Here is a 22,337-nt window from a genome sequence, read left to right as displayed (position 1 = left end):
CATGATCCCCGCCCACGGCTACGAAGCCAGCTACCGCCACGAGAACAACGGACGCGCCCACTTCAGCGCCAAGCCCGTGATCGCCTGGGGCGATGACGGCGCCGCCATGGTCGCCGACATGGAGACAGGCCGTCTCCGTGACGCCGACACCTGGAGCAACTTCGCCGGCCTCCGCAAGGCCGACACCCCGCTCGTCGGCGTCATCCCGGGCGATGGGTGGCGTGCCGAGATCCGGACCGACGCCGGGGACACCGACTTCCGCCCCATCCTCGCGTGGACCCTCGACGCCGAGGGCACGTGCACTCCCCTCGTCGCCGACTCCGACGGATACGCCGAGGACGCCACCCGCGGCGAGAACTTCACCCGCATCTGCCACTCGGACGATGCGCCGTGAACGTCGACGACATAGTCGCGGCCAAGATCGCCGCCGCCCGCGCCCGAGCCGAAGCGGCCAAGCGCCGACGTGCAGCCCTCGCCCACCGGCACGCACAGAAGCTCCGCAACCTGCGTGCGCAGGAGAGCAATGCAGGTATGGGCCAGCTGCCCACAGCCGACCCCAGCCGTGGGGATACGCCCACGGCTGATGACCCCGACGACGTGGTGATCGAGGTGACCGAGGCCGAGTTCCATGCCGCGGTCCGTACCTCCCTCGCCCGGCTCGGCCTCACCTACGCCGAGCTCGAAGACCAGGCCCGCCGACGCGACTTCATCAGCGCCCAGGCCCAAGTCCTGTGGACGTCGGTAGGCGGCGCCGTCAACCCCCAACTCCTGGAGGAGACCCGATGACCACGAACAAGACCCTCGCGCAGCTCGCCGAAGAGATGGGCGGCACGCAGCCGGACGCCGTCCTGATCACAGAGGACAGCCGCATGGTCGACCTCAACCTGCCCGCCGACCCCGAGCACTTCGCGGAGTACGCCGCCGCCATCCTCCGCTGCGACCTCGTCGAGCACGTCAAGATCGCGCCCGGCCTGCACCTCTGGGTGGACGAAGAGGGCCTCGGCGAGCGGCCGCCCAACGAGTTCATCACCTGGTTCACCCAGAACCACCCGCACAGCAGCGCGCTTACCGTCCACGGGCCGGTACTCGTCACCGGCCATCACGGAGACCGGGTGGCACCACTGGACGGAGTCGACTACCTCCAGCTCGCCCTGGCATACGGGCCGCTTTCGACCGCCTGAACCGCACGCACACCGGCCGGGCCCGCGGATATCGGGCCCGGCCTCCCACCCAGCATCCCAGAAAGGTCCGTTCGCCCGAACGAACCTTTTCCTCACCACCCAAGGAGCCCTCCGTGTCCGGAGAGACCACCATCACGATCGTCGGCAACCTGGTCGACGACCCCGAACTGCGCTTCACCCCGGCCGGCGCCGCCGTCGCCAAGTTCCGCATCGCCTCCACCCCGCGCGTCTACAACAAGACCACGAGCGCCTGGGAGGACGGCGAGAGCCTGTTCCTGACCTGCTCGGTGTGGCGTCAGGCCGCCGAGAACGTCGCCGAGTCCCTCGCCCGCGGCGTCCGCGTCATCGTCCAGGGCCGGCTGAAGCAGCGCTCCTACGAGGACCGCGAGCAGATCAAGCGGACGGTCTACGAGATCGATGTCGACGAGGTCGGCCCGACCCTCGCTCGCGCCACCGCCAAGGTCGAGAAGAACCCGAGCGGCGGGGGCCGTACCGGCGAACGGACCCCGGGCGACGACCCGTGGGCCGGGGCCAAGCCCGCCAACGGTCAGGCGCAGGGCGGCGGGTGGTCAACCACCCCGCCCGCCCAGCAGCAGCCCGCCGCGCAGGCCGCGGGCTACTCCGACGAGCCCCCCTTCTAGGCACGGGAGTACGACCATGAGTGACCACGACATCCAGCTGCTCGCCCTAGGCGTCACCCTCGGCATCTACTTCATGATCGCCGTGCAGATCATCGGCGGCATCCTCGACGACCGCCGCGACCGCGAGGTGGCCCGAACCGCCGAGGCCAAGCTCAAGGCCGCACAGCAGAAGGCCAGCACGTGAACGCCCAGGAGTGGGCCGCCCGGATCCAGGACGTGATCCGGGCGGCCGTGGCCGACGGCTACGACGTGTGGATCGACGACGACTTCGACGGCCAGCGCATCGAGGTCACCATCGCCGCGGCCGACGACGACACCGACAACGCCCTCATCGTGGAGTGGAACGCATGAACCAGTGCGGACTGTGCGAGCGCGACCTCGAGGCGGGCTACCTCTGCCCCGGGGATACGCTCGCCCTCGCTCAGCGCCTCGACCGCATGCCGCGCCTCTACGGGGCCCTCGCCGCTTTCCTCCACCCCGGCGGGCGTCGGCCGGAGCTGGGCCGCACCGCACCCGCAGAGCCGCCGCTCCCGCTCTCCGAGCCCGTCGTCAGCCTCCGCGGCCCCGGCGGCATGGTCAGCGTCCTGGAGGACTGGCGCTCAGCCATGCAGGCGGACCGCGGCTGGGGTCAGCCCGTCATCGCGGGCAGCACCGAGCGTCGCGTGGCCGTCGCCGCCCGGGCGCTGTCCATCAACCTCGACTGGATCGCCGCCAGCTGGCCGATGGCGGGCGCGTTCGCCGAGGAGATCCGCGACCTCGAGCGGGACGTCGCCTCGATCGTGAACCCGCGTGATCCGAAGGACCGGCCGCGCCGGCTGGGCTACTGCCCGACCCTGCTCGACGAGGTGCTGTGCGGTGCGGTCGTGGCGCTGCACCCGGGCCGGACGTCGGTGTCGTGCAGCTGGTGCGGCGCCGAGTGGCCGCCCGAGAAGTGGATTGACCTAGCCCAGGCGCAGGACGAGAACAAAGAAGCCCTTGAGGCCCGACAGAAGGAGGCGTCCTGATGGCGTCCCGCTACGTGACGTGCCGCGTCCTGAACCGTCGCGGCAACCAGTGCACCGGCGAGGCGGTCGACCCCAACGCCGAACTCAAGATCTGCTCGCGCCACTTGGCCGAAGCTCAGCGGCTCATCCATGAGGCGTACAGCAGGACGGTCGACAACGCCCGTGGGACGCATCCGAGTTGATGCGCTGAATCCGTAACAGACCTATACGAACCCACAGATCTTGTGGCACTCTAATCTGTACTCAGATAAATAGAGCGGCCCCTGGCCGGGACGGCAATCCCAACCAGAGGCCTGACCGCACTCCCTGACTCAAGCAAGGAGACGGCTGTGGCAAATCCTGCCATGCCCCCGTGCGCCAACGCGCACCCCGCGGACCAGCTCCGCGAACCCAGCGACCTCGCCGTCGCCATCAGCGTCGGCCAGCGCATGCTCGCCGCCTACGACGGCGTCGGCATCGGTGACATCGACGGCCTCGCCCGCGCACACGGCGCCCTCACGGAGTCCCTGCGCATCCTGCTGCGCGCCCTCGACGCCGAGCCGGTTGCGCCTTCCGTACCGGCGAACGAAAGGCGCGAGCAGGAGGCCGTCCGCCGCTCCGTCGACGCCCAGTTCCCCGCCGTCGCCGCATTCCTCGCCGCCGAGCGAGGTGAGCAGCAGTGACCGCGCCCCGCACCGTCACCATCGGCACCGTCGACCACGGCACCGTCGTGCTGCCCGAGCCCGCCTGGTGTTGTGGCCACGGCTGGCAGCCCGAACCCCACCTCGCGGACGTCACCCACTACAGCGCGCCGGTGAAAGCCTCGGCGATGACCGAGCAGCACGGCCTGGTGCAGCTGCTGCTGGCCCGCATCTCGCACGCCCCCTACGGCGAGCAGCCCGAGCTGTACCCGGTCGTGTCCGTCGAGCTCAACGGCTCGCACGACTACACGGCCGACGACGCGTCCAAGGTCGCCCAAGGCCTGCGCGTCGCCGCCATGCGCCTCGACATGGTCACCGCCGAAGCCCAGCGCCTCCGTAACGGAGGCCATGCATGAGCAGCCACAACCAGGTCGGCACCTGGGTACGCCGCGGCTCTCTCGCCGCCGGCATCGCGTTCACCGCGACCGCCGAGTACGAGCTGGCACGACGCCTCGGAGCCAAGCCTCCGATCGCGGTCATGCTGCCGCTCGCCCTCGACTGCTACGTCATCGCAGCCCTGCGCTGGTTCCGCGCGTTCGACATCTTCCTGAGCCTCGCCCTCATGTGCGCCGCGCAGGTCGCCGCGCACGCACTGGAGGCAGGCGTCATCAAGGTCAGCCTCGACCTCGTGACCGTCGTCTCGCTCCTGGTCCCGATCAGTCTGTGGAGGACGCACGCGCTCGCCAGGCAGACGCCACGGGACGCCACCCCGCCCGCCACCGTCCCGCCCGTCCAGCTGCCGTCCACAGACTTCCCCGAAGGAAGTAAGTCGCCCGAGCCCGTCATCCTCGAACGGACCGACGAGCAGGACGCCGACGGGACGCCCGAACTCCCGCCCGGGACACAGCAGGACGCGCTGCCTCCAATTGGAGACACGCCCTCCGAGCCCGTCCTGATCACGTCCAGCGACGTCGCCGCCCGCGCCGGAGTCGACCCCTCCACCGTCCGTTCCTGGGTCGCCAACGGACGCCTCACCGTCCAGGGCAAGACGGACCGAGGACGCAACCTCTTCGACCCCGTCGAGCTCGACCAGCTGCTGGGGGTGCAGTCATGAGGTGGATCCTCCTCGGCGCGCTCCTCGGCCTGCTGCTCGTCCTCTGCCCGGCGTTCCTCCTCGGCCTGGTCGCGGCCCTCGCCTCGCAGCCCATCATCGTTGCGTTCGCCGCTGGCGCGGTCCTCTGGCCGCGCATCGCCCGCAGGGCCCGGAGGTGGGCCCGATGAGCGACGACCTGACCAAGGCCTCTCAGGAGGCCGTCGAGGCTGCCAGACAGGGCGACCGGTACGCGGAGATCCTCGCCGTCGTCGCCGCCGTGCAGGCAGCCCAGCAGCAGCCGCAGTGCCAGCACCAGCACCCGGAGCCCAAGCCGCGCTGGTCCACCGGCCAAATCCTCGCGCTCACGGCGGCAGGCTGCGCGGCCTGCGCCTTCGCGGTCGGCATGTTCCTCGCCATCGCCGTCACGGCGGTTGCGGTCGCCGGATCGGCTCTGGTGTTCCTCTTCGTCATCCGTGAGATCCGGAAGGGCAGCTGACCATGGCGCTCACCAACAAAGACCCGCACAACGCCCGCGAGATGGCGGCCGTCCTGCTGCTCGGCGCCCGCATCCAGCGCCGCCAGGCCCGCGGCAAGTCCGTCAAGCGCCTGGAGAACCGCGTCGACCGCATCCGCACCGAGGCGCAGAAGCGCGAGGACGGCAAGCGCAAGAAGTAGCAACACCCCGGGGACGGCGTCCAACCGCCAAGCTGCCGCCGCCCCCGGGCCTCCCAACCCCAGCAAAGAGGCAGGAAGCCCCAGCATGACCGTTGCACTGATCAAGCCGCTACAGGACGCCCCCTGGGACGCGGAGGACGCCCAGGACGCCACCACAGAAGTCGAGGCCGTCGACCGTCCCGACAACCCCCTCGCCGACTGGCTCACCGTCCCCGACGCCCCGATCCTCCCCGCCTGGGCACGCAACTGGGCCTCCATCCGCGCCAACAGCGGAGCCTTCGTGATGGTCACCTGGTGGCACGCCCGCTACCACGGCCTGCGCAGCCCCAAGTACGCCGTGAAGATCGCTGGTTACTCGGCGCGCGGCGCGTACCGAGGCGGCCGCCGCCTGTGGCCCGTCCTCGCCGCCGACGACCACACCCGCACCGTCCAAGCCGTCCGCGCCCAGTCCCGAGAGAGGCCCGAGGACGAAGCGCTTGCGCTGCGCTACCAGGTCGCCCACCGCGCCCGCACCGAAGCCCGCAGGTGGCGGTGGGGGACCGCCCTCGGCCTGGCCACCGCCGCGGCCGTCGCGCTCAACTACGCCAGCCTCGGCCTGCAGCTCGCCGCCGGCTGCATCATGTGCGGCGGACTCACCGCGATCGGCTGGTCCGACGAGGCGCAGATCCTCGACCACGGCACGCCGCCCCTGCGGATCGCCATGGACGCCCAGCAGCTCAACGACGCGTTGCGCGCCACCGGCCTGCTGAAGCAGGGCAAGGGCGACGACGAAGGACCGCGCGTCAACTGCGTCATGGGCCCGCTCCGCGACGGAAACGGCTGGGCGGTCGTCTTCGACCTGCCGCGCGGCGGCGGCAAGACAGCGGCCGACGTCCTCGCGAAGCGCACCGCCATCGCCGCCGAGCTCGGCGTCGACGAGATCCAGGTCATCATGAGCCGCGTCCGGGCCGCCCACGGCGGCAACGCAGGACGCGTCTCCATGTGGGTCGCCGACGACGACCCCTACCTCGCCGCGCCCACCGTGTCGCCCCTGGAGAACCTGGAGGCCTTCTCGATCTGGGACGCCGTCCCCTTCGGCCAGGACGCCCGCGGCAACCGCGTGGCCATCCCCATCGTCTGGCAGTCCATGTTCTTCGGAGGCCTGCCCCGCCGCGGCAAGACGTTCAGCCAGCGCCTGCTCACCGCCGCCGGCCTCCTGGACGCCTACGTGCGGCACTACGTCGCCGACTTCAAGGGCGGCCAGGACTGGATCCAGATGCAGCAGGTCGCCCACCGGCTCGTCCTCGGCGCCGAAGAGGACGCCATCGAAGCCTTCAAGAGCATGCTCAAGGAGCTCCTGGCCGAGATGGAGCGCCGCTTCGCGATCCTCCGCGGCCTGCCGACGTCCATCTGCCCCGAGGGCAAGCTGACGCCCGAGATCGTCAAGCGCTACAACATGCCGTTCATCCTGTTCACCGTGGATGAGCTGCAGGAAGCGTTCCTTGCCGTGGACGACCAGGAGCGCGAGGAGATCATCAACGACATGGCGCGGATCGCCCGCCGCGGCCCCGCCGCCGGATTCGTCTCCAACTACGCCTCGCAGCGCCCCGACGCGAAGTCCGTGCCCACCAAGCTCCGCGAGATCATCACCATCCGCTACTCGACGCAGGTCACCGACCAGACCAGCTCCGACATGGTCCTCGGCAAGGGCAAGGCCGCCCAGGGCGCCGACGCGTCCGTCCTGTCCGAGGACCACCTCGGCGTCGGCGTCCTCGTCACCGGCCCCGCGTCCTTCGTCACCGTCAAGGCCGACAAGCTGGAGACCGCCGCCTTCAACGCCATGTGCGCCAAGGGCCGCGTCCTGCGCGAGCAGGCCGGACAGCTCACCGGCGAGGCCGCCAACGACCCCAGCGCCATCGCCAGCGCCGCAGGCATCACCGTCAGCCCCGTCCTGTCCGACTGCCTCGCCGTCATGCGGCACAGCATCAAGATGCACACCGTCGACCTCCTCGCCCGCCTGGAGAACCTCGACGAGGACTACGGCGACTGGGACGCCGAGCGCCTCGCCAAGGAGCTCGACGACGCCGGCGTGAAGCGCACCACCAAGCAGGTCAACATCGGGGGCAAGAACCTCGCCGGATACCGCCGCGAGGACCTCGAAGCCGCCGTGCCCGCCGAGCTCCTCAACGCCCGGTAGAGGGGGAGGGCTCTACACACCCCGCTACGAGACCCCCTCTGACACCGCCCTACCAGGCGAGTGGATCTAGAGGGGGGTCTCTACGGCCATAGACCCCCGGGTAGAGGCCCCTGAGCAGGCAAGTAGTGGGCCTAGAGGGGGTACAGGCCACCCCACCGATACCCGCCGCAGGCGGCATCATGGACGCATGGAGTCGCTGAACATCCGGCCTGGCCACCTCACCGCACACCAGACCGCGCAGCAGCTCGGCATCGGCCTCGACGGCGTCCGCCAGCTCGTCCGCCGCGGCCAGCTGCAGCGCTCAGGCGGCAGCCCACGACAGCCCTGGTACGCCGTCCAGGACGTCGCCGCCCTCGCCACCAAGCGCCGCACCGCCAAGGCCGCTTGACCGCAGGTCAGGCGCGTGTCACGATCCCGGTGAACACCTGTGCCCTCAACCGGCACCACAGACGCACGACGAAGCCCCAGTTACGGTCCCCCCGGCTGGGGCTTCGTCGTGTCCAGCGTCCGCCGCCTGGCGAAGGGCCGGGGAGGCCTCACCGCGGAATGGACACGGGCAGCGGTGCGCGTGGCGACCAGGCGGCGGACATCACCCCCACGGGTTACGACATCGGCCACACAGCTACCACGACGCCTCCGAACGGCGCATGATGCTCCCTCAGCAGCCGCACGTCCTTGGGGGACACCATGTTCAAGCGAGACCCAGAGAAGGCCGCTCAACGGGAAGTAGAGAAGGCCGAGAAGCGCAGACTCCGCGACGAGGCAGCAGCCCAACGCCAAGCCGAGAAGGACGCCCTCAAGGCCTGGCGACGCGAACACCCCGCCGAAGGCACCCTGAACATGGCGGCCCTGCTCAAGTCGTGGCCGTCGTCCAAGTTCGGCGAGACCAGCCTCGGGCCCATCCGGGGAGGACACGCCGAGTTCGTCAACGCGGGCGCCCACAAGGGCTGGACCGCCACCCGCCTCGTCGCCGGCGCCGCGACCCTCGGCGCCTCCGCAGCCGTCACCGGCCGGAAGAACAAGGGCGCCGCCGTCATCAACGTCACGCTCGGCAACGGGGCAGCACAGACCTACAACGTGACACCCGAGAACGCCAACCTGCGAGCGGCGAACCAGTACGTGAACGCCTTCAACGCCCTCGCCGCTCAGCTCGACGCCGAGGCGGGCCAGCAGTAGTCGCGACAGGAGGTGGCGCCTGTGGCCGGCATACGCAACGGGCGCCCCTACCGCCGCCTCGTCGCCGCACAGAAGGCCCTCGGGCTGCCCTGCTGGATCTGCGGCCACAACATCCCGAGCAACGTCGACGGCCGCACGCATCCCTTGGCGTTCACCCTCGACCACCTCATCCCGCTCAGCCGCGGCGGCGACCTCACAGACCCGGCCAACGCCCGCAGTGCGCACCGGCGCTGTAACAGCAGCCGCGGGGCACGCATGACCTTCAAGCCGCAGCAACGCGCCTCCAGGCGCTGGTAACCATCAGCATCCGCCGCTGATCACGGCGGACAGAACGGCCCGACACCGCTCCCGTGGTGCCGGGCCGTTCGCATTCCACGGGAGCCCCCATGCAGGACAAGTACGAGCTCGCGCGCACCCGCATAGCCACTGGCGCCTGGACCGTCGATACGGCCACGGGCAAGGTCGCGGGCGAGCACGGCGAGCGCATCGGCTACGTCATGTCGACGGGCTACATCCACCTCGCCATCAAAGAGGGCAAGCGGGTGCGCCGCGTGTACGGACACCGCGTGGTCTGGGAGCACGCACATGGACCCATCCCAGACGGCATGCAGGTCAACCACATCAACGGCATCAAGACCGACAACCGTCTCGCCAACCTGGAGCTGGTCACCCCCGCTGGCAACTCCCTGCACGCCTACGCCATCGGGCTCCGCACGCCCAAGCGCGGAGTGCGGAACGGCAACGCGAAGCTGAGCGCAGCCCAGGTGCAGCAGATCCGCCAGCGACAGCAGGCAGGCGAGCAACAGCAGCTCCTCGCCACGGAGTACGGCGTGAGCAAGGCGCAGGTCTGCCGGATCGTGAGCGGCAAGCGCTGGGCTGTGGTGTGAGCGCGTGCTGTATGTGGTCACCGGCCCGCCGGCTGCGGGTAAGTCCAGCTGGATCAAGGCGCACGCGAAGGCTGACGACATCGTCATCGACCTGGACCTGATGGCGCTGGCCATGGCCGGACCGGGCGCTGACCACCACGCGCACGGTGACGTACTCATGCGGGTGGTGCACCGTGCCCGCTTCGCTGCCCTCAACGAGGCGTACCAGCACCTCGACAAGGTCGACGTGTACGTCATCCACACCCAGCCCAGTGCCAAGGCACTCGCGAAGTACAAGCGACTCGATGCCCGCATCGTGACCGTCGACCCCGGGCGGGACATCGTCATGCAGCGGGTCAAGGCCATGCGGCAACCGGAGATGGAGCGGGTGGTCAGCCGCTGGTACAACGCCCGACACGGACAGCCACAGGGAGCCATGCCGCAGGCGTCACGGGCATGGTGACCATGATCGACGAGCCGAGCCGCTCCAGTTTTTGGTGGCCTTCCCGGGCGACCCAAACGCCCTTCTCGCCCGATTTTTTGCGCGGCGATTTTGAAAGGCCTAATCCGCCGAAGCGAACGCCAGCGATTTAGCGGCCGTCACCCTGCGTGATGTGACGCTCCGTCATCGTCGGGGGTGATCATGAGCGTCGCCGACAAGATCGCCGCCGAGCTCGATGATCTCCACGCCGACGAGACCTCGCCCGGCATGGCCGCCGTCGCCCTCGACCTCGCCAAGGCGATCGACGGCTCCGACGCTCCTACGGCCAAGGCGGTAGCGGCCCGTGAGCTCCGCTCGATCATGTCCGATCTTCGGAAGCTCGCCCCCGTCGGGGAGAAGGGGGACGCGGTCGATGACATTGCTGAGCAGCGAGAGAAACGCCGTGCCGCCGCCCGCGAGCAGGCCAGCGGCTGACGGCCCCGTGTTCGGCTGGCAGGAGCCGCCGATCCAGGTCGCCCCGCCGTCGGTGACGAGCGCTGGCCAGGAGGCCATCGACATCGCGGCCAAGGCCGGGCTGATGCTGGACCCGTGGCAGCAGCACGTGCTGCGCGTCGGCATGGGCGAGAAGCCCGACGGCTCCTGGGCGTCGTTCGAGGTCGCGGTCAACGTCCCTCGCCAGAACGGGAAGGGCGCGCTGATCGAGGCCCGCGAGTTGTGGGGCCTGTTCATCGGCGGTGAGGAGTTGATCCTCCACTCGGCGCACGAGTTCAAGACGGCGAAGGCCGCGTTCAAGCGCATCGAGCGACTCATCCGGCGATGCCCTGACCTGCACAAACGCGTGAAGACGTACCGACAGACCGTCGGCGAGGAAGGCATCGAGCTCCATTCCGGGCAGGTGCTGCGTTTCATCGCTCGGTCGAACGGGTCGGGCCGTGGCTTCACTGGGCACTGCAACATCCTCGACGAGGACATGATCTTGGGTGACGGCGCGATGGACGCGCTGCTGCCGACGATGGCCGCGGTGGAGGATCCCCAGATCTGGTATCTGGGCAGCGCGGGTATCGGCGCCCCGTCCGTGCAGCTGGGCCGTCTGCGGCGCCGAGCGCTCGCCGCGATCGAGGTGGGGACACCAGATCCGTCGCTCGCCTACTTCGAGTGGTCCGTTGACCCGCACGTCGACGAGTGCCCTCAGGACTGCGACAAGCACGACGACGCAGCCTCCGACGAGGCGGTGCTGAAGGCGAACCCGGCGGTGGGCTACCGGCTGACGCTGGCGAAGGTGGCCAACGAGCGGGCGACCCTCGGCAAGGACGGCTACGCCCGCGAACGGCTCGGAGTGGGCGCCTACCCCTCCGACGAGGCAGATACGTGGCAGGTCATCGGCGAGGACGCGTGGCGGGCGCTGGCGGCCGCAGAGTCGACGCCGTCCGACCCGGTGGCGTTCGCCATCGACATGACGCCCGAGCGGTCCCATGCGGCGATCGCGGTGGCCGGCGCCTGGCGGGGCGGTACGCACGTCGAGGTGGTCGACCACCGGCCGGGTACGGGCTGGATCCTCGACCGTGCCGCGGAGCTGCACAAGAAGTGGAAGCCACGGTGCTGGGTGGTCGACGCGGGCGGCCCGGCCGGTTCCCTGATCGAGGATCTCGCCGAGCGGCTCGGCGTGGACATCGTCTCTCCGAAGGCACGCGAGGTCGCCGCGGCGTGCGGCCAGCTCTACGACGCCGTCACCGAACAGACCCTCAGCCACCTCGATCAGGCGCCGCTGGCGGCCGCGTTGGCGGGCGCGCAGATGCGTCCACTGGGTGATGCGTGGGCGTGGGCCCGGCGGGGCGTCTCCGTGGACATCAGTCCGCTGGTGGCAGTGACGCTGGCGAAGTGGGGGCTCGGCGCCCCGGTCGAAGAGTCCGGCGACATCCTGAACAACGTGTGGTGAGAAGGGTGACGGCATGAGCTGGTGGTGGCCCTTCCGCCGCAGGGAGCAGACGCGGGCGATCTCGTATCAGGACGTGTGGGGCTCTGGCGGGGACCCCACGGTGTTGCGCGGTGGGAGCCAGGAACGGGCGCTACGCCTGGGGCCCGTGTACGCGGCTACACGGCTGCTCGCGGACTCCGTGGCATCCCTGCCGCTGAAGAGCTACCGGGCAGACGGAGACGACCGCCTGCGGGCTCCGGTGCCCCCGCTGTTCCGGCGCCCGGCCGCGGTCGGTACGCGCTACGACTGGCTGCACCGGTGCATGACCTCCCTGACGCTGCGCGGCAACGCCTACGGGCTGATCGTCGCCTGGGGGCCGGACGGCTGGCCGAGCCAGATCGAGTGGCTGCACCCGGACGACGTGAGCATTGAGGACAACCTCGCCGCCGTGCCCGTTTGGTACTACAAGGGCCGCCGCCTCGAAGACGGGCAGATGTTTCACATCCCCGCCTACACGGTGCCCGGCCAGATTCTGGGGCTGTCGCCGATCGCGTACTTCGCGACGACGACAGAGACCGGGCTCCTGGCCTACCAGTTCGGCCGGGACTGGTTCGCCAACGGGTCCACGCCCAGCGCCGTCCTGGAGTCGGACATGGCGGTGGACCGGGATGCGGCCCTCATCCTGAAGGCCCGGTTCAAGGAGGCCGCCGAGGGGCGGGACGTAGTGGCCCTCGGTAACGGGGTGAAGTACCGGCCCATCTCGGTGCCGGCCGAGGAGTCGCAGTTCCTGGAGACCATCAAGGCGACAGCGAATCAGATCGCCGCGATCTACGGTGTGCCGCCGGAGAAGGTTGGCGGGGAGACCGGCGGCAGTCTCACCTACGCCACGGTCGAGCAGAACAGCATCGACCTGCTGACGTGGACGCTGCGCCCGTGGCTTGCCCGGCTGGAGGATGCGTTCTCCTGGCTGCGGCCTCCCACAGAGGAAGCACGGTTCAACGTGGACGCGATGCTGCGCACCGACACCCTGACCCGCTACCAGTCGCACCGGATCTCCCGCGCGATCGGCCTGCACAACATCGACGAGCTACGGCGCGTGGAAGACGAACCGCCCCTGCCCAACGGTCTGGGTCGGGACTACACGCCACTGGGCAAGGTGGCCCCGGACGAAAGCGAGAAATGAGTGAACGGCGACAGTGAGCGTCGGTTCACGCGCGGCCTCGTGGAGGTCCGGGCGGCCGGCGACAACAGGACCATCGGCGGGTACGCGGCGAAGTTCAACACGCTGTCGCGGAACCTGGGTGGATTCGTGGAGCGCATCGACCCGGGGTTCTTCGCGAAGTCCGAGGGCGACGGCTGGCCACGCGTGATGGCCCGCTACAACCACGACAACAACATGCTGCTCGGCACGTCCCGCGCGAAGACACTGCGCCTGCAGACGGACGGCACGGGCCTGGACTACAGCGTGGACGTGCCAGCGGCCCGCGGCGACGTGTACGAGCTCGTGCAGCGCGGCGACATCAGCGAGTCGTCGTTCGCGTTCTACACGTTCGAGGACGACTGGGCGATGACGGACGACGGCTTCCCGGTACGGACGCTGCTGTCCGGGCAGCTGGTCGACGTGGCACCGGTCAATGACCCGGCCTACCTCGACACGTCCACGGGCCTGCGCTCACTCGCCGAGAAGGCTGGCGCCGACCTGGCCGAGGTTCGGCAGGCGGCCGAGGCCGGTGAGCTGAAGCGGTTCCTCGGGGCCCCGGCCCCCACGATCATTCCGCCGACCGGGCAGGGCGACACCCACCCGGTCATGGCGGTACGGCAGCGGCGCGCCGAGCTCATGAGGCGCCGCACCTTCTGAGGCAGGGCGAACCCCACCTCGATACACCACCCATCTGGCATCCCGGCCAACTCGCCGCGGGTGCCTTCGTCATGCCCAGGAGGGCAGATGTCCGAGTTCATCAAGCGGCTGCAGGAGCGCCGCCTCAACGTGTGGGAGCAGACGAAGGAACTGCTCGACACGGCCGAGGGCGAGAAGCGCGAGCTGACGGCCGACGAAGAGCAGACCTACCAGCGCCTGTCCGCCGACCTCGACAAGATCGACGAGCGGGTCAAGGACATGGTCGAGGCGGAGCAGCGCACCAAGGACGCCGAGGCCGCGTTCGCCGGGCTGCTCGACAAGCCCATCGAGGGCCGCCAGGGACCGACGGACCGGCAGAGCGAGCTGCGTAAGTGGGCGCAGGGCGAGACGGCCCAGCGCTCCTTCGAGGTGCGTCCGGACGCGACGACTCCGAACGACTTCCGTGCGCTGTCGAAGCTGACGGCGGCGGCCGGCGCGAACACCGTGCCGATCTCGTTCTACAACCAGCTGATCCAGCACATGATCGAGAACTCGGGTCTCCTGCAGACCAACCCGACGCTGCTGCGCACAGCAACCGGCGAGCAGATCCAGGTACCCAAGACCACCGCGCACTCCACCCCGTCGGGTGCCCCGGTCGCAGAAGCCGGCAACCTCGGCGCCACTCCCTACGACCCGACGTTCGGGCAGGTGCCGCTGGACGCCTACAAGTACGGCTTCCTCCTGCAGGTCTCGCACGAGCTCCTCAACGACACCGCTGTGGACCTGGAGGGCTACCTGGCGATGCAGGCCGGGCGGGCCCTGGGGAACTGGTTCGGCAGCCACCTGATCATCGGTACCGGGTCGTCCCAGCCGAACGGCGTAGTCACTGCAGCGACGTCCGGCGTGACCGGTGCCACGGTGGCGCAGGGCGCGGCGGTCATCGGCGCGTTCATCGGCGACAACCTGATCGACCTGTTCTATTCGGTGATCGCGCCGTACCGGAACAGTTCGTCGTGCGCCTGGCTGATGCGGGACGCCACCGTGGCCGTCGCCCGGAAGCTCAAGGACACCACCGGCCAGTACATCTGGGCCCCCGGCCTGCAGGCCGGCTCCCCGGACACGATCCTCGGCAAGCCCCTGTACACCGACCCGAACGTGGCGGCGGTCGGTTCCGCCACCAAGTCGGTCCTGTTCGGCGACTTCTCGCAGTACTTCGTCCGCCAGGTCGAGACGCTGCGCTTCGAGCGGTCGGACGACTACGCGTTCAACACCGACCTCGCCACCTTCAGGGTGATCCTCCGCGGTGACGGCGACCTCGTCGACACCACTGGCGCGATCAAGTACCTGACCGGCAACACGGCCTGACAAGCCGGGCGGGGCGCCTTTCCCGGGCCCCGCCCTCTGCCCCCTGAGAGGAGGACCCATGAAGGTCCGCATGAAGCTGCAGATCTCCGGCACCCGCGACGGCCAGGAATGGCCGGCCAAGGGCGGCGAGGTAGACCTGCCCGACGACGAGGGCGCGCAGCTGTGTGCCTCCGGGCTGGCCGAGCCGCTGGCCGACGGCAACGAGCCCGAGAACGCTGCCGCCCCGGACACCGCCGAGAAGCGGCCCACCCGCTCCCGCAAGGGTGTCATCACCAAGGAGTAGGCGGAGGTTTCCATGGCGCTGCTCACGCTCACCGAGGCGAAGGCGCAGCTGGACATCGACGGGACTGGGGACGACGTCGAGCTGCAGGTGTACGTCGATGCCCTGACTGCGGCGATTGAGCGGCACGTTGGGCCTGTGGAGAACCGCGCGGTGACGGAGACGACCACCGATGGTGGCGCCACTCTGTGCCTGTCTCACATCCCCGTCGTGACTCTCACCTCGCTGGTGCCGGTCCTCACGGCCGGTAAGGCGGTCCAGGTGTCCGACGTCGCAGTCGACGCGGCGACGGGCGTCCTGCGCCGCAAGGACGGCGCCCCGTTCTGCGGCGGCCCGTGGACGGCGACGTACACGGCCGGCCGCGGGTCGGTGCCGCCCACCATCAAGCTGGCCGCGTTGATCCTGCTGCAGCACCTGTGGCGCACCCAGTACGGGGCGTCGCGCGGGCTGTCGGGGATTGGCGGCGGCGAGGACTTCAGCGTCACCGAAGCCGTGCCGGGCTGGGGCTACGCGATCCCGAACCGGGTTCTGCAGCTGCTGGAGCCGTACAAGGTTCCACCGGGGGTGGCGTAGTGCAGACCTCCCGCGTACCTGCGGCCATCGATGCGCTGCTCGCGATCCTGCGGGCGCGGCCCGCGCTGGAAGAGGTCGCGATCGTGGACGGCCCCACCGCGGTGAACCTGACCAGCCGGCGCCGGATCCACATCGGCTGGTCGCCGGGCGCCGAGCAAGCGGTCGAGATCCAGCAGCAGTTCAACGCCGCGGGCGCCCGTACCCGTGACGAGGTGTTCTCGATCACCTGCTACGCCGAATCGCGGGGCGGCGACAAGGACATGTCCTTCCGCCGCGCCGACGCTTTCGACCTGGTCGGCGAGGTCGAGCAGGCCATCCGCGCAACCGCCCCGAACCCGGTTGCCCCGACCCTGAACGGCACCGTGCTGTGGGCGGAGTTGACGGCGGGCAACGTCCTGCAGGACACGGCGGAGGGCGCAGTCGCCGGCGTGATTTTCACCGTGGCCTGCCGGGCCCGGATCTGAACCCAACCCAACCCATCTGAGGAGTACAGCCATGGCGCGTGTGCGCTACGTGGGCTCGGACCCGGTCACCGTGCCTGAGCTCGGGGACCGGCTCGTCGAGCCGGACCAGGTCGTCGAGGTACCGGACGAGCGGTTCGACGGCTACGTCTGCCAGCCCAGCAACTGGGAGTCCGTCGAGGAGCCCGGCGTGAAGGCCGCGGCTGAGGCGAAGAAGGCGGCGCGTGCCGCGAAGGGAGTTGAGGGCTGATGGTGAACATCGGTTCGGGCCTTGGTGCCCAGCTCGGTCTCTCGGCCGAGACCACCTACGGGACCTTCGTGGCCCCGGCCAAGTTCGTCGAGTTCACCAAGGAGAGCCTCGCTCTCAAGAAGACGACGGCACAGAGCGCGGGCATCGCGGCCGGTCGTCTGCTGGCGCTGTCCTCCCGGCGCGTGCTCACCCGCCAGGAGGTGCAGGGCTCCATCGACATGGAGATCGTCAACAAGTCCATGGGTGTGCTGCTCCAAGCGCTGATGGGGACGACGGTCACTCCGGTGCAGCAGGCCGTCACGACGGCCTACCTGCAGACGCACACCCTGGCGGACACGGCGGGCAAGAGCCTGACGATCCAGAAGGGCGTCCCGCTGACCACCGGTGTCGTCACGGACAAGACCTTTCTGGGCTGCAAGGTCACGTCGGCCGAGTTCGCGTGCGAGGTGGGCGGCATGCTCACCGGGTCGTTCGAGTTCGACGGCAAGAGCTGCGATGAGACGCAGACGCTGGCGACCGCGAGCTACCCGAACATGTCGCCGTTCCACTTCGGGCAGATGGCGGTCAAGACGGGAAGCTTCGGCACGGAGACGGCGCGGGACGGTGTCCGCAAGGTCTCGGTGAAGATCGAGCGGCCGCAGGCCGTGGAGCGTTTTTACGCAGGTCAGAGCGGCTTGAAGAAGGAGCCGATCTCCAACGACCAGGTCAAGATCACTGGTTCGCTGGAGACCGACTACATCGACACGATCCTCGACGACCTGCACACCAGCGACGGCGCGACCTCGCTCGTGTGGGAGTTCGTCGGCCCGATCATCGCGTCGACCTTCGCGGAGACGTTCCGCATCACGCTGCCTGCGGTGCGCTTCGACGAGGGCCCGCCGGTGGTCGACGGCTTCGACGTCGTGCGGCCCACGTTCAACTTCACGGCGCTCTACGACGGCACGAACCTGCCGAAGATCGAGTACATGTCGACGGACGTCACGCTGTGAGGTGACCTGATGGTCTCCGATATCCGCATCGCCAACACCGGCAGCCTGCTCGAACTCCAGCGCCGCTTGCGGGCTGCCGGTCACGAGAACATCCGCTCGTCGATGCAGCGCCGCCTGCGGCACGCTGCCGAGCCCCTGCGGGACGATCTGCAGTCCGCTATCCGCGGTCTGGACATCACCTCGGAGGGGCGTAAGGCCGGCAAGCGTGGCGGCCCGTCCCCGACGACGCGTCCGCTGCGGGCGACGATCGCCGCGGCGATCCGGATCAGCGTGCGCACGTCGGGCAACCCGGGCGCCCGGGTGTGGGTCGACAAGAGCCGCCTGCCGCACGACCTGCGAAACATGCCCGACGTCATCAACTCTGGCCCACCGCCAGGGCGGATCCGGCACCCGGTGTTCGGCAACAAGAAGCGGTGGGCCAACCAGTACGTGAAGCCCTACTGGTGGGACGACACCGTCCGCCAGGGCCGACCCCGCATGGAACGCGAAGCCGCCCGTGTCCTTGACGACGTGCGCCGTCGTCTTGAGTAACCAGGAGCAACAAGTGATCGTTTCGTACCGTCGTGAGGACGGCACCGTCGACGAGGTCTCCACCGACGACCTGTCTGCCATCGAGTCGTCCGTCATCGAGAACGCCACCGGCATGGAGTGGGACGACATCGACACCGCGCTGCGCTCGCAGGCGCCGACCGCGATGCGCGCCGTCCTGTGGGTTTTCCGCAAGCGGCAGCAGCCCACGCTGCGCTTCTCCGACTTCGACCTGCCCGGGTGGAAGCGGCGCACGAAGGCGCGCCTGGAGTACGCCGAGATCCTCGACATGGTCGAAGCGCTGCTGAAGAACCCGGAATCCACGGACGAGGTCGTCGAGCGGATGACCGGGTTCATGAAGGCCATGGCCTTCGACCCGGCCGACGTCGACAAGGCGTTCGAGGAGATGGCCCCAAAAGCGCCGGCCATCGCCGCGCCTCCAGTCGTGGAAACGGAGGCCTCGCCGGACGACGCATCGGAGACCTCTTCGACGAGTACTGGCCTGTAATCGCGCACCTCCTGCACATCGGCCCCGCCGAGCTTGAGGCCCTCCCCCGTGCCCGCTTCTTCCAGGCCGTGGCGTGGGTTGACCGACATCTGGCCGCGCAGGCCCAAGCAGCCGGAGGTGAGTGATGGCCGGGACGCGCCTGACGTTCACGCTGGAAGGCCGGGACCGGCTCAGCCGCGTCCTGGACAAGGCGGGCGACTCCGCGAAAGGCCTGGAGAAGAAGCTCGCCCTCGTCGGCGCGGCGATCCCGGCGGCCGCCGCGCTGGCACCGCTCGCCGCCCAGGCAGGCGCGGCGGCGGTCGCCGTGGCCGCGTTCGGCGCTGCCGTGGTGCCGCAGGTCGCCGCGTTGGGCGAGGCGAGCCAGGCGCAGAAGAAGTACGAGGACGCGGTCGCCAAGTCCGGTGCCACGTCCGAGGCCGCGCTCACAGCGCACCTGGCATTCCAGCAGCAGATCGCGAAGATGCCGCCAGCCTCCCGCGAGGCGGCCGCCGGACTGTCGACGCTCAAGAAGGAGTACCAGGGCTGGTCGGACGGGCTGGCCAAGGACACCATGCCCGTGTTCACCAAGGGGCTGGCTGTCGCGTCGGCCATGCTGCCGAAGCTCAGCCCCCTGGTGAAGGGTGCGTCCACCGAGCTGGACCGCTTCATGACCACACTGGCCGGCGGCGTCAACACGTCTGCCTTCGACCGCCTGTCGGGCAAGTTCGCCGAGTTCGCCACGGGTTCGCTGAAGCGCGCGAACGACGGGCTGATCCACCTGATGCGCACCCTCGACACGGGCAAGGTCGGCGGCGCCCTGTCCGAGTTCATGGACTACGCACGCGCCCAAGGCCCGCTGCTGGCGGAGACGCTGAAGAACGTCGGCATGGCTGCACTGAACCTGCTGCAGGCCGCGTCCGGCGTGGGCGTGGGACTCCTGCAGTTGGCGAACTCCGCGGCGGCCGTGGTGGCCGCGCTGCCGCCCGGATTCGTCACCGTGCTCATGCAGACCGCCGTCGCGATCCGCGCGGTGAAGCTGGCGGGCTCCGGTATCCAGCTCCTGGCGGGCGGGTTCTCCAGGGCGTCGACAGCGATCCGCGGCATGGGTACGGCAGCCCTCGGCTCGGCCACACGCATGGGCTCGCTGCGCTTGGCGCTCGGCACCCTGTCCACCGGGGCGAAAATGAACCTCGCCGCCGTCGGAATCGGCCTCGCGGTCGTCGCGATCACCAAGCTGTCCAAGCTGGGCAGGGAAGCGCCGCCGGACGTCGACAAGCTGTCGTCGAGCCTGATGAAGCTGACGCAGACCGGCAAGACGACCGGCGAGGCGACCCGCCTGTTCGGCGAGAACATGAACGGCCTGTACGACTCGGTGCGCAACATCACCGACCCGAGCCTCCTGGACCAGATCCAGAACGGCTTCGTGAAGATCTTCACGGCGGGCCAGGTCAACTCGACCGCGAGTGATGACGCACAGAAGCGTCTCGACGCGATCGACGACTCGCTGGTCAAGTTCGTGCAGGGCGGCAACGCGCAGATGGCGGCTGCCGCGCTGGACCTGTTGACGGCGAAGTACGCCAAGGGCGGCCACGACGCGGCCAAGTTCCGCGGCCAGATGGACGAGTACAACAAGGCTCTGGAAGACCAGAAGTTCGCGCAGGAGATCGCGGCGCAGGCGCAGGGCCTGTTCGGTACGCAGGCGCAGAAGACGCAGGCGGCGCTCGCTGCGCAGAAGACGACCGCCGACGGCCTGCGGCAGAGCATCGAGGCATTGAACGATGCGAACCGCTCCGCGCTCGGCGGGATGATCGGGTTCGAGGCGAGCATTGACGCCGCGGCAAAGGCGGCGAAGGAAAACCACGGCGCCCTCCACATGGTCAACGGGCAGCTCGACGTCAACTCGCCGAAGGCTCAGGCTGCCGCGACCGCGCTGAACGACCTGGCGGCGAAGACGAAGGAAGCCGCGCTGGCGAGCTACGAGGCGACCGGCTCGTGGGATGGCGCCATCGGCATCTACGAGCGCGGTCGGAAGGAGTTCGTCAAGACCGCGATGGCGATGGGCCTGAGCCGGACGGAAGCGCAAGCGCTGGCCAAGTCCATCGGGAACATCCCGGACAAGAAGGCCAAGGTCGAGATGCAGTCCGAGGACGCTGCCCGCGACCTCGACGCGTTCATCGGCAAGGTTCAGAAGTCACCCGGCTCGAAGTCCGTCACGCTCAAGACGCTGTCGAAGTCGGCCGAGGATCTGCTCTCGACGTTCGGGCTCAAGGTCAAGCGCCTGCCGGACGGCTCGGTGACGATCTCAGCCAAGACGGCCAGCGCCCTGCACAATCTTGGCGCGGTGAAGGCTGCGCGTGACGGGCTCAAGGACAAGAGCATCACGATCACAACCAATCGGGTCACCAAGTTCACGTCGGTGCAGGGTGGCGTGACCGTGGCGAAGCGGGACTACGCCACGGGCGGCATGATCGGATTTCCCGGTGGCGGCCCGATCAGCGGCCCGGGGACGGGGACCTCGGACAGCATCCCGATCATGGCCTCGAACGGCGAGTACATGATCAACGCCAAGAGCACGGCCAAGTACCGCAGCCTCGTTGAGGCCATCAACAAGGACACCCTCGGCAGTGGCCGCGGTATGCCCGGCGCGGGTGCGGCTGTAGCTCAGGGCCTCATGTCCGGTATGGCCGGAGCAACGTCCGGGGTCGACGCGGCTGCGCGCGCCATGGCGGCGGCCGTCGTGACCGGTATCAAGGCCGAGCTGCAGATCGCCAGCCCGAGCAAGAAGACGAAGGCCCTGGCCTACGACGTCGCGCGTGGATTCCTCGAGGGGCTGACCCGCAACCGCGACAAGATCAAGTCGACGTCGGCTGACCTGGTGAAGGACATCAAGACGGCGTTCAGCGGCAAGAAAGAAACGAACCTGATCAAGATGGTCAACCAGCAGACGAAGAAGCTGCTGGACGCCGCCACCAAGCGCGACAAGATCGCGGCCAAGATCGCCGAGGCGAAGAAGTACGCGTCCGACGTCACCACCGCCGCCCGCGAAAGCGCAGGCCTGTCCAACCTCGGCATGCAGCCCGAGGAGGTGACCGCCGGCGGGATCAAGGCCGGACTCGCCGGGAAGCTGGCGCAGATCAAGACCTTCACGAAGTACATCGACATCTTGTCCAAGAAGGGCCTCAACAAGAGCATGCTCCGGCAGATCCTCAACATGGGCCCCGAGGCCGGGTACGCCTACGCCTCGGCTCTGGTTGGTGCGGACAAGAACACCTTCAAGTCCATCAACTCGATGCAGGGCCAGCTGGACAAGGCGACGACGAGCCTGGGCCAGGTCGGCGCGGACCGCCTGTACGACAGCGGCAAGAACGCGGGCAAGGGATTCCTGAAGGGCTTGGAGGGCCAGCAGAAGGACATCGAGAACCTGATGATGAAGATCGCCAAGGGGATGCAGAAGAGCATCAAGAAAGCCCTCGGCATCAAGAGCCCGTCGACCGTCATGGCGCAGCTCGGCGCCTACTCCACGCAGGGGCTCGCCCGCGGACTCGTCGACGGCCTGCCCTGGGTCGACCGCGCACTCGACGCCGTCACCGGCCGCGTCGCCTCAACCCGCCCCATCCTGGGGCGTCCGGCGGGCGCTGGCGGCGGGGGCGGCATGGTCGTCCACATTCACGTGGACGGCACCGTCGTGGACGAGAACGCAGTCGCGATGCGGATCCAGAAGACGCTGCTGACTCTCAAGCGGAATCAAGGCGGCGGCAGCCTCGGGCTGGCCTGACGG

The 22,337-nt window shown here is 69.2% G+C and carries 33 protein-coding genes; all 33 read left to right on the top strand.

Annotated features, from left to right (window positions below; translation table 11 throughout):
• Position 1 precedes the first annotated feature (1 nt).
• The 33 genes from ACFY0T_RS09705 to ACFY0T_RS09545 all read left to right on the top strand — a co-directional run bounded on the left by ACFY0T_RS09705 (position 2) and on the right by ACFY0T_RS09545 (position 22,334).
• Entirely contained in the window at positions 2-394 is a 393-nt protein-coding gene (locus tag ACFY0T_RS09705) for a hypothetical protein (RefSeq protein ID WP_388866622.1), read from the top strand.
• Positions 391-786, top strand: coding sequence for a hypothetical protein (locus ACFY0T_RS09700; protein WP_388866619.1), 396 nt, complete (start codon positions 391-393; stop codon positions 784-786). The genes ACFY0T_RS09705 and ACFY0T_RS09700 overlap by 4 nt, the downstream gene beginning before the upstream one ends.
• On the top strand, positions 783-1,181 hold the full coding sequence (locus ACFY0T_RS09695) for a hypothetical protein (protein ID WP_388866616.1): 399 nt from the start codon (positions 783-785) through the stop codon (positions 1,179-1,181). The genes ACFY0T_RS09700 and ACFY0T_RS09695 overlap by 4 nt, the downstream gene beginning before the upstream one ends.
• A 113-nt stretch (positions 1,182-1,294) precedes the next feature.
• On the top strand, positions 1,295-1,822 hold the full coding sequence (locus ACFY0T_RS09690; RefSeq protein ID WP_388866613.1) for a single-stranded DNA-binding protein: 528 nt from the start codon (positions 1,295-1,297) through the stop codon (positions 1,820-1,822).
• A gap of 16 nt (positions 1,823-1,838) precedes the next feature.
• Positions 1,839-2,006 carry a hypothetical protein gene (locus ACFY0T_RS09685; RefSeq protein ID WP_388866611.1) on the top strand — a complete coding sequence of 56 codons (168 nt, stop codon included), beginning with the start codon at positions 1,839-1,841 and terminating at the stop codon, positions 2,004-2,006.
• Entirely contained in the window at positions 2,003-2,173 is a 171-nt protein-coding gene (locus ACFY0T_RS09680; protein ID WP_388866609.1) for a hypothetical protein, read from the top strand. The genes ACFY0T_RS09685 and ACFY0T_RS09680 overlap by 4 nt, the downstream gene beginning before the upstream one ends.
• Positions 2,170-2,826, top strand: coding sequence for a hypothetical protein (locus tag ACFY0T_RS09675; protein WP_388866607.1), 657 nt, complete (start codon positions 2,170-2,172; stop codon positions 2,824-2,826). Before ACFY0T_RS09680 ends, ACFY0T_RS09675 begins: the two co-directional genes overlap by 4 nt.
• The gene (locus ACFY0T_RS09670; RefSeq protein ID WP_388866605.1) at positions 2,826-3,008 is read left to right on the top strand and encodes a hypothetical protein; all 183 of its coding nucleotides are present in this window, start codon (positions 2,826-2,828) and stop codon (positions 3,006-3,008) included. Before ACFY0T_RS09675 ends, ACFY0T_RS09670 begins: the two co-directional genes overlap by 1 nt.
• A 147-nt stretch (positions 3,009-3,155) precedes the next feature.
• On the top strand, positions 3,156-3,488 hold the full coding sequence (locus tag ACFY0T_RS09665) for a hypothetical protein (protein WP_388866602.1): 333 nt from the start codon (positions 3,156-3,158) through the stop codon (positions 3,486-3,488).
• Entirely contained in the window at positions 3,485-3,862 is a 378-nt protein-coding gene (locus tag ACFY0T_RS09660; RefSeq protein WP_388866599.1) for a DUF6907 domain-containing protein, read from the top strand. The genes ACFY0T_RS09665 and ACFY0T_RS09660 overlap by 4 nt, the downstream gene beginning before the upstream one ends.
• Complete coding sequence (locus ACFY0T_RS09655) at positions 3,859-4,560, top strand: MerR family transcriptional regulator (protein ID WP_388866596.1); 702 nt, start codon at positions 3,859-3,861, stop codon at positions 4,558-4,560. Before ACFY0T_RS09660 ends, ACFY0T_RS09655 begins: the two co-directional genes overlap by 4 nt.
• Positions 4,557-4,727, top strand: coding sequence for a hypothetical protein (locus tag ACFY0T_RS09650; protein WP_388866593.1), 171 nt, complete (start codon positions 4,557-4,559; stop codon positions 4,725-4,727). Before ACFY0T_RS09655 ends, ACFY0T_RS09650 begins: the two co-directional genes overlap by 4 nt.
• Positions 4,724-5,035, top strand: coding sequence for a hypothetical protein (locus ACFY0T_RS09645; protein ID WP_388866591.1), 312 nt, complete (start codon positions 4,724-4,726; stop codon positions 5,033-5,035). The genes ACFY0T_RS09650 and ACFY0T_RS09645 overlap by 4 nt, the downstream gene beginning before the upstream one ends.
• Positions 5,036-5,037: 2 nt before the next feature.
• Positions 5,038-5,214 (top strand): hypothetical protein, encoded by a 177-nt coding sequence (locus tag ACFY0T_RS09640; RefSeq protein ID WP_388866588.1) that lies wholly within the window; start codon positions 5,038-5,040, stop codon positions 5,212-5,214.
• An 85-nt stretch (positions 5,215-5,299) separates the two neighbouring features.
• Positions 5,300-7,390 (top strand): cell division protein FtsK, encoded by a 2,091-nt coding sequence (locus ACFY0T_RS09635; protein ID WP_388866586.1) that lies wholly within the window; start codon positions 5,300-5,302, stop codon positions 7,388-7,390.
• A 187-nt stretch (positions 7,391-7,577) separates the two neighbouring features.
• Positions 7,578-7,778: a hypothetical protein gene (locus tag ACFY0T_RS09630; protein WP_388866584.1), complete on the top strand. Its 201-nt coding sequence runs from the start codon at positions 7,578-7,580 to the stop codon at positions 7,776-7,778.
• Positions 7,779-8,077: 299 nt separating this feature from the next.
• Positions 8,078-8,566, top strand: a complete 489-nt coding sequence (locus ACFY0T_RS09625) for a hypothetical protein (protein WP_388866582.1) — start codon at positions 8,078-8,080, stop codon at positions 8,564-8,566.
• A 21-nt stretch (positions 8,567-8,587) separates the two neighbouring features.
• A complete protein-coding gene (locus ACFY0T_RS09620; protein ID WP_388866579.1) occupies positions 8,588-8,863 on the top strand; it encodes an HNH endonuclease in 276 nt (91 codons plus the stop codon).
• An 89-nt stretch (positions 8,864-8,952) separates the two neighbouring features.
• Positions 8,953-9,453, top strand: coding sequence for an HNH endonuclease signature motif containing protein (locus tag ACFY0T_RS09615; protein ID WP_388866577.1), 501 nt, complete (start codon positions 8,953-8,955; stop codon positions 9,451-9,453).
• Positions 9,454-9,457: 4 nt separating this feature from the next.
• The gene (locus ACFY0T_RS09610) at positions 9,458-9,895 is read left to right on the top strand and encodes a hypothetical protein (RefSeq protein WP_388866574.1); all 438 of its coding nucleotides are present in this window, start codon (positions 9,458-9,460) and stop codon (positions 9,893-9,895) included.
• Between the two features lie 180 nt (positions 9,896-10,075).
• Positions 10,076-10,348, top strand: a complete 273-nt coding sequence (locus tag ACFY0T_RS09605; protein ID WP_388866571.1) for a hypothetical protein — start codon at positions 10,076-10,078, stop codon at positions 10,346-10,348.
• A 7-nt stretch (positions 10,349-10,355) separates the two neighbouring features.
• The gene (locus tag ACFY0T_RS09600) at positions 10,356-11,810 is read left to right on the top strand and encodes a terminase (RefSeq protein ID WP_388866568.1); all 1,455 of its coding nucleotides are present in this window, start codon (positions 10,356-10,358) and stop codon (positions 11,808-11,810) included.
• A 13-nt stretch (positions 11,811-11,823) separates the two neighbouring features.
• On the top strand, positions 11,824-12,972 hold the full coding sequence (locus ACFY0T_RS09595) for a phage portal protein (RefSeq protein WP_388866565.1): 1,149 nt from the start codon (positions 11,824-11,826) through the stop codon (positions 12,970-12,972).
• Positions 12,973-13,647, top strand: a complete 675-nt coding sequence (locus ACFY0T_RS09590) for an HK97 family phage prohead protease (RefSeq protein ID WP_388866562.1) — start codon at positions 12,973-12,975, stop codon at positions 13,645-13,647.
• Positions 13,648-13,734: 87 nt separating this feature from the next.
• Positions 13,735-14,991 (top strand): phage major capsid protein, encoded by a 1,257-nt coding sequence (locus ACFY0T_RS09585; RefSeq protein WP_388866559.1) that lies wholly within the window; start codon positions 13,735-13,737, stop codon positions 14,989-14,991.
• A 58-nt stretch (positions 14,992-15,049) separates the two neighbouring features.
• Complete coding sequence (locus ACFY0T_RS09580; protein ID WP_388866557.1) at positions 15,050-15,274, top strand: hypothetical protein; 225 nt, start codon at positions 15,050-15,052, stop codon at positions 15,272-15,274.
• A gap of 12 nt (positions 15,275-15,286) precedes the next feature.
• Positions 15,287-15,844, top strand: a complete 558-nt coding sequence (locus tag ACFY0T_RS09575) for a head-tail connector protein (protein WP_388866554.1) — start codon at positions 15,287-15,289, stop codon at positions 15,842-15,844.
• Complete coding sequence (locus tag ACFY0T_RS09570; protein WP_388866551.1) at positions 15,844-16,308, top strand: hypothetical protein; 465 nt, start codon at positions 15,844-15,846, stop codon at positions 16,306-16,308. Before ACFY0T_RS09575 ends, ACFY0T_RS09570 begins: the two co-directional genes overlap by 1 nt.
• A gap of 31 nt (positions 16,309-16,339) precedes the next feature.
• Positions 16,340-16,555: a hypothetical protein gene (locus ACFY0T_RS09565; protein WP_388866548.1), complete on the top strand. Its 216-nt coding sequence runs from the start codon at positions 16,340-16,342 to the stop codon at positions 16,553-16,555.
• Positions 16,555-17,544, top strand: a complete 990-nt coding sequence (locus ACFY0T_RS09560) for a phage tail tube protein (RefSeq protein WP_388866545.1) — start codon at positions 16,555-16,557, stop codon at positions 17,542-17,544. The genes ACFY0T_RS09565 and ACFY0T_RS09560 overlap by 1 nt, the downstream gene beginning before the upstream one ends.
• Before the next feature lie 9 nt (positions 17,545-17,553).
• Entirely contained in the window at positions 17,554-18,075 is a 522-nt protein-coding gene (locus ACFY0T_RS09555) for a hypothetical protein (protein WP_388866542.1), read from the top strand.
• A 13-nt stretch (positions 18,076-18,088) separates the two neighbouring features.
• The gene (locus ACFY0T_RS09550) at positions 18,089-18,580 is read left to right on the top strand and encodes a hypothetical protein (RefSeq protein ID WP_388866539.1); all 492 of its coding nucleotides are present in this window, start codon (positions 18,089-18,091) and stop codon (positions 18,578-18,580) included.
• A gap of 124 nt (positions 18,581-18,704) precedes the next feature.
• The gene (locus tag ACFY0T_RS09545) at positions 18,705-22,334 is read left to right on the top strand and encodes a hypothetical protein (protein ID WP_388866536.1); all 3,630 of its coding nucleotides are present in this window, start codon (positions 18,705-18,707) and stop codon (positions 22,332-22,334) included.
• Positions 22,335-22,337: the final 3 nt, after the last annotated feature.

It is taken from the genome of Streptomyces sp. NPDC001530, assembly GCF_042894545.1.
GTDB lineage: Bacteria > Actinomycetota > Actinomycetes > Streptomycetales > Streptomycetaceae > Streptomyces.
This window is presented reverse-complemented; position numbering and strand designations above follow the sequence as displayed.